The organism is uncultured Tateyamaria sp., assembly GCF_947488715.1.
Taxonomy (GTDB): domain Bacteria; phylum Pseudomonadota; class Alphaproteobacteria; order Rhodobacterales; family Rhodobacteraceae; genus Tateyamaria.
The window spans coordinates 422,986-435,811 of sequence record NZ_CANLAG010000003.1 but is presented as its reverse complement, the minus strand read 5'-3'; the positions used below and the strand labels follow the sequence as shown (position 1 = coordinate 435,811).

Genomic DNA, 12,826 nt, shown 5'->3' with positions numbered 1-12,826 from the left:
TCAGGACGCGGACAAAACGCATTGCCGCACGGGCGTGTCGAAATTCGCAAGCCCCTCTTTGGCGATTGCGTCGGTGGCCGCCTGCGGGGTCTCGGGTGAATAGGCCGGGCACCAGGCCCCCTGATTGCGCACATATCCGCCATAGGGCAGCGTCGTACGCGTGCGGGACAGAGCGGCGTCGGCATCTTCCTTGGATGCAAAGACGGCCACGGTGCGCTTCCACGACCGGATCAAACGCAGTTCGACCGAATATGCGTCGGCGGAAATGCCTGCATCGGTCAGTGCCTTCTCAACCGCATTGATCTGATCGCGAGAGGCGGTATAGGTCTGATCGGCACCTGTCACCAAGAGCCACTGGTCCTTCCATGCTTCGGAGTCTTCGGGCGGCTTGCCATCACCAGGTGTGGATATGATCGGATCCGGATCAACCGGGTCCGGTTCGACGGGGTCCGGTTCAACTGGCACGGGGTCGACTTGACCAATATCTGTATAGCTGCACGCACAGGGTTCATCGCCTGCAGCGGGCGGAATGCAGATGCCGGTTGTCACGTCCACCGCGCACTGAAACAATTTGGAGCTACCAGACTCAGGTGACAAGACGACCGAACTTGGAATTTCAATCAACCCACCGTCGCTTTCACACCGCTTGTTAAGAGAAAAAGAGATGTCCTTGAGCCGGGCCAGTTCGCAGGTCAGTTTGTCGATTGTATCGTCTTGGATCGCGGGGAACAGACGCTTCCACTGGCGCACACGGGCGATCATTGTGTCAGCCTCGCCCGCATCAATACGTGCCACCGAACGGGCTTGCGATGCTTGGCCCGAAACCTCGAACCCGCTGAACCCCACCTTGGAAAAGTTTGAACACAGCGCAAACAACCGCAGTTTGCCCCAAAAGTCCGTCGGCTGCATCTCTTGCCGGGCCTCATCCATCAACTGATAGACCGCGCGTTCCGTGCGCACCCGTTCGATGCTGATGTCGTCGGCACCTTCGGGTGTGTCGATGGTGCGCGCGTGTTGAAAGCAGGCAAGGCTGTGCTTGAGCTTTTGCGTGTCTTTGTACGGCGACCACACCGCATAGCGGGTCTGATCCACGATAATGAGGATCAAGGCGACTGCGGCCAGCGACCCCAGAACCTTGGCAAAAAAACCCACAAGGTCGAAGGGAGGCCGTTCAGGCGCGGCCGGTGGATTAGGTTTGACCCGAGATTTCACAGGGACGTCCGTTCACAACACATTGCTTCACCAATGGTTGTAGTGTTGGCGCAATACGGGACATCCGCCAACTGATTTTGTTGGCGGGCCTGTGTTTTGACGCGTGGTGTCAGGCGCGCAACACAGCACCGGGGTTCATGATCCCCAACGGGTCCAGCGCCGCCTTGATGGCCCGCATCGCCGACATCTTGGTTGGGTCATTGTACCGTTCCAAGTCCGGCACCTTCAGACGCCCTACTCCGTGCTCAGCACTGACCGATCCGCCCATTTCGTGCACCAGATCATGCACCACGCGCTTGATCTCGTCCCTTTCGGCCATGTGATCCGCCCGTGTTTTCCCAGGCTGCGGAAAGACGTTGTAGTGCAGGTTCCCATCGCCCACGTGACCAAAGCAGTTGACGCGAAATGCGCCCAACCGGTCGATCCGACGCCCGCCTTCGTCAATGAAGTCCGCCAGCGCACCCAAGGGCACGGAGATGTCATGCGAACTGATGGAGCCGATGCGGCGGTTGGCTTCGGGGATGCTCTCGCGGATGGTCCAAAAGGCCGCGCGTTGCGCTTCGTTCTGCGCCACCATGCCGTCCGACATCAGACCGGCCTCCACGCCGGCTGCAAATATCCGCTCGAGGGCGTCGTCACTGGACGCACCCGTCGCAAGGCCCAACTCAACCAACACGCACCATTCCGGTGTCTCGGCCCAGGGATTGACCACATTCGGCATGGTCTCGGCCAGAAAATCGAACCCCTGACGGTGGATCAGCTCAAACGCGTTCACCGATTCACCCACAACGTCGCGCGCCAATGCGAGCAACGACAGCGCGGCGGCTGGCGAGGTCACCTGGAACAGGGCCGCCCCCACATCAGCAGGGCGGGCAAAGAGCTTGAGCGACGCAGCCGTGATCACGCCCAGGCTGCCTTCGGCGCCAATCAGCAGATGGCGCAAGTCGTAGCCTGTGTTGTCTTTGCGCAGACGGCTGAGACCGCGATAGATCGCACCGTCGGGCATCACCGCCTCAAGGCCAAGACATAGGTCGCGCGCATTGCCATAACGCAAAACGCCGGTGCCACCCGCATTGGTCGACAGATTGCCACCGATACGCGCGGACCCTTCGGCGGCCAGCGACAAAGGGAACAGGCGCCCAGCATCCTGAGCCGCCGCCTGCACGTCCGCCAGAATTGCCCCCGCCTCGGCGATCAACACGTTTTCCTCGGCGTGAACCGCCCGAATGGCATTCATCTTTTCCAAAGACAGGATCAGCGGCACCGGCCCGTCAGGCGCGACCTGTCCGCCAACCAGCCCCGTACCGCCACCATAAGGCACCACAGGCACGCGCGCGTCAGCAGCCGCACGGATCAGCGTTGCCACCTCTTCCGTGCTGCGCGGTTGGGCAAGCAAACCCGCCTGTCCGGCATAACGGCCACGCGGTTCTTCGAGGTGGCGCGCCTCGGCCTTGGAAAATCGATCATCAGGCAGTGTCGCGCGCAGCGCGGCTTCGCGCTCGGAGGTCAGGGAATTCAGCACTGGGGGTCATGTGTCCTTTGAACAATGCGCACATGTGGCATCAATGGCCAGCAAACGGCAATGCGTCAAAGAGCCAGTGACCTGCACGTCAATCGTCGGTGTCGATACGCCAGCTTGGCCGCAACACCATGATCGTCGGTCGCGACGGCAACCGGTCGAGCGAGACATCCAGCGCGGGCCCGCCCACTTCGACGATCTGAAAACTGTCGCGCATCCCGACGAGGAACTGATCCAGCGTGTATTCCCCGAACCAGTGCATCGGGATCACAATGGACGACTTTAACCGGTTCAGGATGCGGGTCATTGTGGGCAGGTCCACCGTTGTCCCACCGTCAACCGCGGCCATCACCACGTCGAGACGGCCAATGGCTGCGTATTGTTCGGCGTTGGGTTCATGGTGCAAATGCCCCAGATGCCCGATGCACAGGCCCGCAACCTCGAACACAAAGACCGAGTTGCCATTTTCCTCAGTGCCAGACCACTGCGAACGAATGTCTGTGGACACGTTGCGCACCAGCACTTCGCCCAGATCAAGCCGGTGGTCGATCCCGACACCAAACGGGCCCCATCCGGGCAGGACATGCGGGATTTCGGGATTTGGGTTGGCCGTCCAGTGTGTGCCGTGGGCATGGTTCATCGTCACGACATCCGGGATCATCTCAGCCCCACCCAGAAACCCGGTATAGTCCGTAACCATATTCAGCCCGCCCGCCGTACTGAGCAGGAAGGACGCGTGCGCGACATAATGGATGCGCACCGTATCGGGTGCCACGTTCAGATCAAACCGGGCCTGATGGACAAATTGCGCCCCGTCTATGTCACCGGCCAGCGCGATACAGTGGCTCGGCGTGCGCGAATTGTCCTGTGCCAACACCGGAGACGCAATGATCCATATGCCAAGGGCAAACCATCGAAAGACCGTCATGAACCGCTCCTGTGACCGTGCATGGATCTAAGAGTAGCGCGGCGCGGGGCGCAGACAAAATCGAAATGCTGTGAGGCGGTGCGCCTAGCCCGCGTCGGTGCGACCCCGGCGGTCCATACGCAGCGCCGCATAAAGCACATGCGTCCGCCACCGACCGTCGATTTGCAGGTAACTCTGGGCAACACCCTCGTACTTGAACCCGCAGGTTTCCAAGAGCCCCCGCGACGGCACGTTTTCAGGCAAACAGGCGGCTTCGATCCGGCTGAGGTCCAGGCGGGTGAATGCAAAATGGACCACCGACAGGATCGCCTCGCGCATATAGCCCTGGCGCGCGAACTGTTCGCCTGTCCAGTAGCCCAGCGTTCCGGCCTGTGCCGGACCCCGGCGGATGTTGTCGAGCGTGATGGCCCCCATCAGCATCTCGTCCTTGCGCCGCACAAGAAACAGCGGCAGGGCCGATCCCGACCCAATGGAACGCTGCGCCCAGTAGACCCGGTTGGTAAAGGCCTTGCGGCTCAGATGATCTACGGACCAACTGGGCTCCCAGGGTGTCAGGTGGTCGATGCTGGCGCTGCGCAAGGCAACCCAGGGCCGGAAATCGGAATGGATCGGTGGGCGCAAGGTCATGCGCTCGGTTTCGATCCGCAATTTCCGCTTGGCCAGTAACATCAGGCGGCGCGCCGCTCCTGCAATGTGGCGCGGCTGGGCGCGTGATCCACCGGACCATAGAGCGCCATGGCCATTGGCGCGGTGCCTGCGATGTGTTCCGCATAGGCACGCACGTCGGCCACTGTGACCGCATCAATCATGGCCACCGTTTCATCGAGCGCCGGAACGCGGTCCCAGATCTGCACCAATCGCGCCAGACGTTCGGCGCGGTTGGACGGGCTTTCCAGCCCCATGAGCAGGCCCGCCTTCATCTGCACGCGCGCGCGCGCCACCTCTGCTTCGGACATGTCATCGGCGGCGCGCTTCATTTCGTCCACGGTGATGGTCGCCAAATCAGCAATCTGATCCGAGGCAGTGCCCGCATAGATCGTGGTCATGCCAGTGTCGGCATAGGCTCCGGCTTGGGCAAAGATGGTGTAGCACAGACCGCGATGCTCACGGATTTCCTGGAACAAGCGGCTCGACATGCCTCCACCCAGCGCGCTGGCGTAAATCTGTGCAGTATAGATGTTGGGATCGCGGTAGCCCGGCGATTCAAAGGCCAGCGCAAAATGCGCCTGTTCCAACGTCTTGGTCTGGCGGATTTCACCACCCGAGAACTGCGCGGTGTCCGCCTCAAGTTGCTGCCGCCGCCCGAGATCACCAAAGAGCTCTTCGGCCAGCCGCACGATGGCATCATGGTCCACCGCACCTGCCGCCGACAGGATCATCTGTTCGGGCCCGTAGTGTTGGCCAATAAAGCGCGACAGGTCCTCGCGCCCAAATGCAGAGACACGTTCGGATGGCCCCAGGATGGTGCGCCCAAGGGGCTGTTCGGGATAGGCCTGTTCCTGCAGCCAGTCAAAGATCACATCGTCGGGCGTATCCAGCGCCTGCCCGATCTCTTGCAGGATCACACCACGTTCGGTTTCGATCTCGGTTTGATCAAAGACGGGGTTCAGCAGGATATCGGCCAGTACATCCAGCGCCAGCGGGACGTCGTTTTGCAGCACACGCGCATAGTATGCTGTGACCTCGCGGCTGGTGTAGGCATTGATATAGCCGCCCACATCCTCAATCGCCTCGGCAATCTCAAGCGCGCTGCGGCGCTTGGTGCCTTTGAAGGCCATATGTTCCAGAAAATGCGCGATCCCGTTTTGATCAGACGCTTCGTGGCGGGCACCCGCACCGACCCAAATGCCGATAGAGGCTGATGCCAGCCCCGGCATATCTTCGGTTACGATGCGAAAGCCGTTGCTCAGTTGATGTGTGCGTGTGGTCAATTCAGTCTCACTGGGCGCGGTGCGCGATGATGTGGGCCTTGAGGGCGTCGAGGTCGTTGGGCACCCGTGTCAGGCGTTCGGGCCGTTCATACAGGTCCGCCATGCGCGGGGGAAGGGGCGGATGCAAGCTCGTGGCCGCCTCGACCGCAGCCGGGAATTTCGCCGGATGCGCGGTGGCCAGAGTGATCATCGGCGTGCCTGCGACGCGCTGGTGTTCAGCGACATGCACACCCACGGCAGAGTGCGGGCACAGCAGTTCCGTGGTCGCGGCCAAGGTCGCGGCGATCTGGGCGCTGGTGTCGTCTTCGGACACGCGGCCAGAGGCATAGTGTTCCTGCAAGGCCTGCATCGCACCCTGACTGACGTCAAAGCCGCCTGATTTCAACTCGTCCATCAGCTGCGCCACCGCGCCGCCGTCACGCCCGTAGGCGTCAAAGAGCGCGCGTTCGAAATTGGAGCTGACCTGGATGTCCATCGAAGGGCTGATCGAGGGGATCGTGTCGCCCTTGTGATACCCCTGCCCTGCCAGACAGCGGTGCAGAATGTCGTTCTGGTTGGTGGCCACGACCAGACGGTCGATGGGCAGGCCCATACGCTTGGCGATGTAGCCCGCAAAGATGTCGCCAAAATTGCCTGTGGGCACGGTAAAGCTGACCTTGCGCGCAGGCGCACCCAGCGCCACGGCGGAAGAGAAGTAATAGACGACCTGCGCCAGCACGCGCGCCCAGTTGATCGAGTTCACACCCGCCAGCCCAACGCCGTCACGGAAATCGAAGTCGTTGAACATGTCCTTGAGCCGCGCCTGACAATCGTCAAAATCACCGTCCAGCGCCAGCGCGTGTACGTTGTCCTCGACCGGGGTGGTCATCTGGCGGCGCTGCACTTCGCTGACGCGGCCATGGGGATAGAGGATGAACACATCCACGTTGCTCAGCCCACGGAACGCCTCGATCGCGGCAGAGCCAGTGTCGCCGGACGTGGCGCCCACGATGGTCACACGGTCGCCGCGACGGGCCAGCGCGGTCTGGAACAGCTGGCCGATCAGCTGCATCGCAAAATCCTTGAAGGCCAGCGTCGGCCCGTGGAACAGCTCCAGCAGGAAATGCCCCTGATCGAGCTGCACCATCGGCGCGCGCGCGGCGTGGCCGAACCCGGCATAGGCGCGGTCGATACAGGCGCGGAATTCGTCGTCGGTGAACGTGTCGCCGACAAAGGGGCGCATTACCGTATAGGCGATCTGCTCATAGGACTGCCCGTCCATCGCCGCGATGTCGGCGGCGTCGATCTGCGGGATCGTCTCGGGCACATAAAGCCCCCCGTCACGGGCGAGGCCCGTCAGCATCGTGTCTTCGAAGGTCAGCACCGGGGCCTGTCCCCGCGTGGATACATAGCGCATGTGTCGTCTTTCTCAGCGCGGGCTGCGGCGGTGGCGCAGCAGGAAATATGCGGTCATGGCCCCCCAGATGGCGGCCAGCGAAAACCATGTGATGGCGTATTGCAGGTGATCGTTGGAAATACCAGCCGTGTCTACAGGCCAAGGCGTCACGCCAAGGTCCATTTCCGGCGCATCGCGCAGCACAACCATGATTGGCACGGTCGACAGGGTGTCGGCCATGGCGGGTACATCGCGGGCAAACCATAGATTGCCGTCAATGTCGGGGGCGGGCGTGTAGCTGTCGGCCTCGTTCGGGGCGTCAAGGTTGCCGATCAACGTGACGGGCGTTTGCGGCACGGTGTTTACCGCGCGGGCGGCAGGGGCCCAGCCGGTGTCGACGAGGATGCGGCCATATCCTTCGGCCTCGAAGGGGCGGATGATGCGGTGTACGGCGCCGGTCGTCTTGCGCGAGGCCAACATACGGATATGGCCCGCACCAAACTGCCCTGTGATCTCGACCGGGGCATAGCGGGTGAATGCGGGCGTGGTGGCTTGCGTCAGGCTGACGGGGGCGGCGCTGATCTCGGTTTCGATGCGCGCCAGCAGGTCCTGTTTCCAGGCCAGCCGCTGCACCTGCCAGTTGCCAAGGGACAACAGCGTTGTCACCCCGGCCACGCCGACAATCAGAAGAAACCAAAGCCGCATCGCGCCCTCACCCTGTCCAAAAGAAAAAGCGCGCAGGCCAGGCCCGCGCGCTTTGAAGCCTTGAGAGATCCTGCGCGATCAGTGCGCGCCGGGCATCTGTGCCACGCCCCAGATGTAGACGGCAAAGAACAGGAACAGCCACACAACATCAACGAAGTGCCAGTACCAAGCGGCAGCCTCGAACCCGATGTGTTTTTCGGCGGTGAAGTGCCCCTTCATCGTGCGCAGCAGGCAGACGAACAAGAAGATCGTTCCGATGATCACGTGCACACCGTGGAACCCGGTTGCCATAAAGAAGGCCGAGAAGAATGTGTCCTCGCCGAACTGCCAGCCCTGGTACAGCAGGTAGGAATATTCGTAGCCCTGCAGAATGGTGAAGAACACACCCAGCACAACAGAGATGGCCAGACCGTTGATCACGTCCTTGCGCTCGCCACCGTGCACCAGCGCGTGGTGCGCCCATGTGACGGCGCAACCCGACAACAGCAGGATCAACGTGTTGATCAGCGGCAGGTGGAAGGCGTCCACGTGGTAAATCTCGGGGCGGACATATGTCGTGCCGACATATTCGCTCATCGGGTAGATGCCGTCCTTGAAGAAGGCCCAGAACCACGCGGCAAAGAACATCACTTCGGACATGATGAAGAGGATGAAGCCATAGCGCAGGCCGATGCGGACAACCGGTGTGTGATCGCCAATCCGGCTTTCGGAAACGACGTCAGCCCACCAGCCGAACATCACATAGAGCACGGCGACAAAACCCATCGCAAACAGCCACGGGCCGCTCAGTTCGATGGATTTGAACAGGATGGTCATGCCACCGGACATCCAAGCAACGGCGCCGAACAGCATGGTAAAGCCCGCAAGCGCCCCCAGCAGGGGCCACGTCGATGGCGCAAGAATGTGATAGTCGTGATTTTTTGCGTGGGCCATGGTCCGTCCCTCAGTTCAGGTTAGTGTCTGTTGCCTGCTCTAACGAAGCAAATCCTTCGGGCAGGTCAATTTGGTAAAAAGTATAGCTGAGCGTGATCGTATGCACGTATTGCGCATCGCGATCCGTCACGATTTCGGGGTCGACATAGAAGGTGACAGGCATCTGGACGCGCTCGCCCGGTGCCAGCACTTGCTCTTCAAAGCAGAAGCAGTCGATCTTGGAGAAAAACCCGCCTGCCTCGTATGGCGCGACGTTGTAGCTGGCCGATCCGGCCACGGGTTTGTCGGTCGGGTTGTAAGCCTCGTAGAAGGCCAGCCCAGTCTCGCCGATGCGCAATTCCATCTCGCGGACCGTGGGCGTGAATTGCCACGGCATGTTGCGTTCGAGGGACGCGTCAAAGCGGATCTTGATGGTCTGGTCCAGAATGTCGTCGCTGGCCACTTCGCTGACGCCGGTGGTGCCGCCAAAGCCGGTGACACGGCAGAACCAGTCGTAAAACGGCACGGATGCCCAGGCCAAACCACCCATAACAACAACGAGGCCGACGGTTTGAGCCACAGTTTTCTGAGGACCGGTCAGGCGTGTCATTCGATGGCCTCCGCTCTGGGCAATTCGAAATCGCCGCTGGTGATTTTGACAAAGGTCAGCGCCAGAACCAGCACAACAAACCCGGCCAACATCAGCCCTACGCCAATGTTGCGGCCTTTGCGGCGCTGGTGGATTTCATGCTCCGCCTTAATCGTCATGCCCAGATCCCCCAGGCAGCAGGCAGGACGGCCTCTGCCAGAATGGCACCGAAGTGGAGGAACAGATACCACAGCGACAGCCGGAAGAACGATTTCTCTACTTTGTAGCCATCCGCCTCGGCTTGCGCCTCATCGCGCCGCCAGATGTCGTAGGCACCCTTGAGGAACAGTACATTCAGGATCACGGCAGCAGTCAGATAGACCGGACCACCAATAGCTGTGAATGCCGTCCCAACCGCCAATGCGACCAGGAGAACGGTATAGGCCAAAATGTGTTTGCGCGTCGATTTCCGGCCATGCGTAACGGTCAGCATCGGCACGCCCGCATCGTCGTAGTCTGACTTCATGAACAACGCCAATGCCCAGAAATGCGGCGGCGTCCACATAAAGATCAGCGCGAACATCAGCCACGCCTCGACCGACATTGACCCCGTGGCGATCACCCAGCCAATGACCGGAGGGAATGCACCCGCCGCACCACCAATGACGATGTTCTGCGGGGTCGAACGTTTCAGCCACATGGAATAGATGACGGCGTAAAAGAAAATCGTGAATGCCAAGAGGCACGCAGCCAGCAAATTCGCGCTAAGGCCCAGCATCATCACAGACATGCCAGACAACGCCACGCCGAGCACTTTGGCCTCGTCCGGCGTGACTTTGCCTGCGGGGATCGGACGCTTGGCCGTGCGGTTCATGACTGCGTCGATATCAGCGTCCCACCACATGTTCAGCGCGCCAGACGCGCCTGCTCCAATTGCCACAAACAGGATAGACGCAAATGCAACAACCGGGTGCACGCTGATTGGTGCGGCCAGCAGGCCGACAAGCGCCGTGAAGACCACCAACTGCATCACACGCGGCTTCATCAGGGCGAAATAATCGCCCAGCGATGCCTCACCCTCGTGTGCCTGATTTTGATAGCTGATGTCTGTCATGCGCGCTCTGTGTCCAGCAGGGTGTCAGGTCGGGCGGGGTATGCCCCCGCCCGCACCGGGATCAGTTGGAAGCAAACTCGAAGGTGCGCGGTGTGCCCGCAAACTCTTCTTTGGCGCCCGCGAGCCATTCGGCATAAGCCTCTTCGCTCACAACTTTGACGGTGATCGGCATGTAAGCGTGGGCGATGCCGCACAGCTCGGAACACTGACCGAAATAGATGCCTTCCTTCTCGGCTTCGAACCACAGTTCAGCCAGACGGCCCGGCACGGCGTCCTGTTTCACGCCGAAGGCGGGGATGGTCCATGCGTGGATCACGTCAGCGCCTGTCACCTGGATCACAACCGTTTTGTTGACGGGGATCACAACCGCATTGTCGGTGGCCAGCAAGAAGTCCTCACGCGAGTAACCCGCATCGACCAGCGCCTGTTCGGTGTCTGGTGTCAGAGAGTTGTCGCCACCCGTGGCCGGCGCGCCGATCATGTAGCTGTCAAAGGCAAAACCTTCGTCCACATACTCGTAGCCCCAGAACCACTGGTATCCGGTGGCCTTGATGGTCACGTCCGCCTCTGGAATTTCTTGCTGGTGGAACAATGTCGGCAGCGAGAAGGCACCGATAAACACCAGTATGACGATCGGAATGACCGTCCACGCAATTTCGACCGGCGTGTTGTGGGTAAAGCTGGCAGGCTCGGGGTTCCGCTTGGCGTTGTAGCGGATCACGACCCATGCCAGCAGGCCCACCACAAACAGCGTGATCACTGTGATGATCACGAGAATCATACCGTCCAGCCATTGCAGGCGGCGGGCCACTTCGGTGGCTGCGGGTTGAAAGCCCATGGCGCCATCAACGGGGCGGCCAATCACTTCCAATCCATCCTGCGCCCATGCTGGGGCGGCGGCAAAGGCGCCGAGCACGCCGGTCATCGAGAGAAACTTTTTCATCTGGTCGTCCTGATCTTGTTGGATCGATCTTGGGTTGCTGCGGATGGCCAATGCGCGCACCGCATCCCCCGCCCGTTGTATTGTCGCGACTTACAATCATATCTTGCGTCCAAGATAAAGAGTTTTGGGGCGCGTCAAACGGACGCTTCACCCCGCCCCCACGGCAGGAGAACGTGATGACCGATACCCCCTTTGCCCCGCTGGACCAAGACGTTGACCGAGACACGGCTTTGTCCATTTTGCGGGCGGCCACGGCTGGCGCGGATGATGGCGAGCTGTTCTTTGAACGTCGCCGGTCCGAGGCGCTTGTTTACGACGATGGGCGGCTGAAGACAGCCAGCTATGACGCTGCACAGGGGTTTGGGTTGCGTGCTGTGCGTGGTGAGGTGGCGGGATACGCCCATTCAACCGAGATTTCAGAGGCCGCACTGCGCCGCGCCGCCGAGACCGCGCGCCTTGCCGTGGGCGACGGCGGTGGTCAGATGTCGGACGCGCCGACGCCAACCAACAAACGTCTTTATGCGCCGGATGATCCGATTGCAGGCGCAAGTTTTCCGGTCAAGCTCGACACGCTCAAGGGAATCGATGCGTTTTTGCGCGACCTTGATTCGCGCGTCGTGCAGGTGTCAGCCTCGCTGGCGGCATCCCTGCAAGAGGTCGAAATTCTGCGCGCTGACGGCCACACCGTCCGCGACACGCGCCCCATGACTCGCCTGAACATCTCGGTGATCGTGGAACAGGGTGGTCGCCGGGAAAGCGGATCGGCTGGCGGCGGCGGACGCGTGGGGCTTGACGGCCTCATTGATCCCGCTGACTGGCAGGCCAAGGCGCGCGAGGCATTGCGCGTGGCGCTTGTGAACCTCGAAGCGGTCCCTGCCCCGGCGGGTGTGATGGATGTTGTCCTGGGGCCCGGGTGGCCCGGCATCCTGCTGCACGAGGCCATCGGTCACGGGCTTGAGGGCGATTTCAACCGCAAGGGCAGCTCGGCCTTTGCCGGTTTGATGGGCGAACGTATCGCCGCAAAGGGCGTGACCGTTCTGGATGACGGCACGATCCCGGATCGGCGCGGCTCGATCACCGTCGACGACGAAGGCACCCCGTCCGCCAGGAACACGCTGATCGAAGACGGCGTTTTGGTGGGATACATGCAGGATCGCCAAAATGCGCGCCTGATGGGTGTCCCGACCACCGGCAACGGCCGGCGTCAAAGCTATGCGCACGCCCCCATGCCGCGCATGACCAACACGTATATGTTGGGGGGCGACACCACACCCGGTGATATCGTGGCCGATTTGCGTGATGGTATCTATGCCGTCGGCTTTGGTGGCGGTCAGGTAGACATCACCAACGGCAAATTCGTGTTTTCCTGCACCGAGGCCTACCGCGTCGAGAACGGCAAAGTGGGCGCGCCTGTCACTGGCGCGACACTGATCGGCGACGGGGCCACCGCCCTCAAGCACATTCGCGGCATCGGCAATGACATGGCGCTTGATCCCGGCATGGGCAATTGCGGCAAGGCAGGCCAGTGGGTGCCGGTCGGCGTTGGGCAACCGACTCTGATGATCGGCGGCTTGACGGTTGGTGGTTCTGCGACCTGA

Annotated in this window: 13 protein-coding genes; 1 reads left to right on the top strand and 12 read right to left on the bottom strand. The window is 61.3% G+C overall.

Annotation, left to right across the window (positions count from 1 at the left end):
- The 12 genes from Q0936_RS09985 to coxB form a co-directional block, all read right to left on the bottom strand.
- Positions 1–1,212 (bottom strand): hypothetical protein, encoded by a 1,212-nt coding sequence (locus Q0936_RS09985; RefSeq protein WP_299378073.1) that lies wholly within the window; start codon positions 1,210–1,212, stop codon positions 1–3.
- 109 nt (positions 1,213–1,321) lie between these two features.
- Positions 1,322–2,734: an FAD-binding oxidoreductase gene (locus Q0936_RS09980; protein ID WP_299293527.1), complete on the bottom strand. Its 1,413-nt coding sequence runs from the start codon at positions 2,732–2,734 to the stop codon at positions 1,322–1,324.
- Between the two features lie 88 nt (positions 2,735–2,822).
- A complete protein-coding gene (locus Q0936_RS09975; protein WP_299293530.1) occupies positions 2,823–3,659 on the bottom strand; it encodes an MBL fold metallo-hydrolase in 837 nt (278 codons plus the stop codon).
- An 84-nt stretch (positions 3,660–3,743) separates the two neighbouring features.
- Positions 3,744–4,328, bottom strand: coding sequence for a GNAT family protein (locus Q0936_RS09970; protein WP_299293533.1), 585 nt, complete (start codon positions 4,326–4,328; stop codon positions 3,744–3,746).
- Positions 4,328–5,590: a pitrilysin family protein gene (locus Q0936_RS09965; protein ID WP_299293536.1), complete on the bottom strand. Its 1,263-nt coding sequence runs from the start codon at positions 5,588–5,590 to the stop codon at positions 4,328–4,330. The genes Q0936_RS09970 and Q0936_RS09965 overlap by 1 nt, the downstream gene beginning before the upstream one ends.
- A gap of 7 nt (positions 5,591–5,597) precedes the next feature.
- Entirely contained in the window at positions 5,598–6,986 is a 1,389-nt protein-coding gene (thrC, locus tag Q0936_RS09960; RefSeq protein ID WP_299293539.1) for a threonine synthase, read from the bottom strand.
- A 12-nt stretch (positions 6,987–6,998) separates the two neighbouring features.
- Positions 6,999–7,670 (bottom strand): SURF1 family protein, encoded by a 672-nt coding sequence (locus Q0936_RS09955; protein ID WP_299293542.1) that lies wholly within the window; start codon positions 7,668–7,670, stop codon positions 6,999–7,001.
- A gap of 78 nt (positions 7,671–7,748) precedes the next feature.
- Entirely contained in the window at positions 7,749–8,603 is an 855-nt protein-coding gene (locus Q0936_RS09950) for a cytochrome c oxidase subunit 3 (protein ID WP_299293545.1), read from the bottom strand.
- Between the two features lie 10 nt (positions 8,604–8,613).
- Positions 8,614–9,192, bottom strand: a complete 579-nt coding sequence (locus Q0936_RS09945; RefSeq protein WP_299141387.1) for a cytochrome c oxidase assembly protein — start codon at positions 9,190–9,192, stop codon at positions 8,614–8,616.
- Positions 9,189–9,350, bottom strand: a complete 162-nt coding sequence (locus Q0936_RS09940) for a cytochrome C oxidase assembly protein (protein ID WP_299141392.1) — start codon at positions 9,348–9,350, stop codon at positions 9,189–9,191. The genes Q0936_RS09945 and Q0936_RS09940 overlap by 4 nt, the downstream gene beginning before the upstream one ends.
- On the bottom strand, positions 9,347–10,285 hold the full coding sequence (locus Q0936_RS09935; RefSeq protein ID WP_299293548.1) for a heme o synthase: 939 nt from the start codon (positions 10,283–10,285) through the stop codon (positions 9,347–9,349). The genes Q0936_RS09940 and Q0936_RS09935 overlap by 4 nt, the downstream gene beginning before the upstream one ends.
- A gap of 61 nt (positions 10,286–10,346) precedes the next feature.
- Complete coding sequence (gene coxB / locus Q0936_RS09930; RefSeq protein WP_299293551.1) at positions 10,347–11,228, bottom strand: cytochrome c oxidase subunit II; 882 nt, start codon at positions 11,226–11,228, stop codon at positions 10,347–10,349.
- A gap of 176 nt (positions 11,229–11,404) precedes the next feature.
- Between coxB and tldD the strand changes: the two genes are divergently transcribed.
- Positions 11,405–12,826: a metalloprotease TldD gene (gene tldD / locus Q0936_RS09925; protein ID WP_299293554.1), complete on the top strand. Its 1,422-nt coding sequence runs from the start codon at positions 11,405–11,407 to the stop codon at positions 12,824–12,826.

What these genes read in the sequence shown, in the direction of transcription:
- Q0936_RS09975 (WP_299293530.1), bottom strand. Translation starts at nt 3,659, where the DNA reads ATGACGGTCTTTCGATGGTTTGCCCTTGGCATATGGATCATTGCGTCT.
- Q0936_RS09970 (WP_299293533.1), bottom strand. Translation starts at nt 4,328, where the DNA reads ATGTTACTGGCCAAGCGGAAATTGCGGATCGAAACCGAGCGCATGACC.
- thrC (WP_299293539.1), bottom strand. Translation starts at nt 6,986, where the DNA reads ATGCGCTATGTATCCACGCGGGGACAGGCCCCGGTGCTGACCTTCGAA.
- Q0936_RS09955 (WP_299293542.1), bottom strand. Translation starts at nt 7,670, where the DNA reads ATGCGGCTTTGGTTTCTTCTGATTGTCGGCGTGGCCGGGGTGACAACG.
- Q0936_RS09950 (WP_299293545.1), bottom strand. Translation starts at nt 8,603, where the DNA reads ATGGCCCACGCAAAAAATCACGACTATCACATTCTTGCGCCATCGACG.
- Q0936_RS09945 (WP_299141387.1), bottom strand. Translation starts at nt 9,192, where the DNA reads ATGACACGCCTGACCGGTCCTCAGAAAACTGTGGCTCAAACCGTCGGC.
- Q0936_RS09940 (WP_299141392.1), bottom strand. Translation starts at nt 9,350, where the DNA reads ATGACGATTAAGGCGGAGCATGAAATCCACCAGCGCCGCAAAGGCCGC.
- Q0936_RS09935 (WP_299293548.1), bottom strand. Translation starts at nt 10,285, where the DNA reads ATGACAGACATCAGCTATCAAAATCAGGCACACGAGGGTGAGGCATCG.
- coxB (WP_299293551.1), bottom strand. Translation starts at nt 11,228, where the DNA reads ATGAAAAAGTTTCTCTCGATGACCGGCGTGCTCGGCGCCTTTGCCGCC.
- tldD (WP_299293554.1), top strand. Translation starts at nt 11,405, where the DNA reads ATGACCGATACCCCCTTTGCCCCGCTGGACCAAGACGTTGACCGAGAC.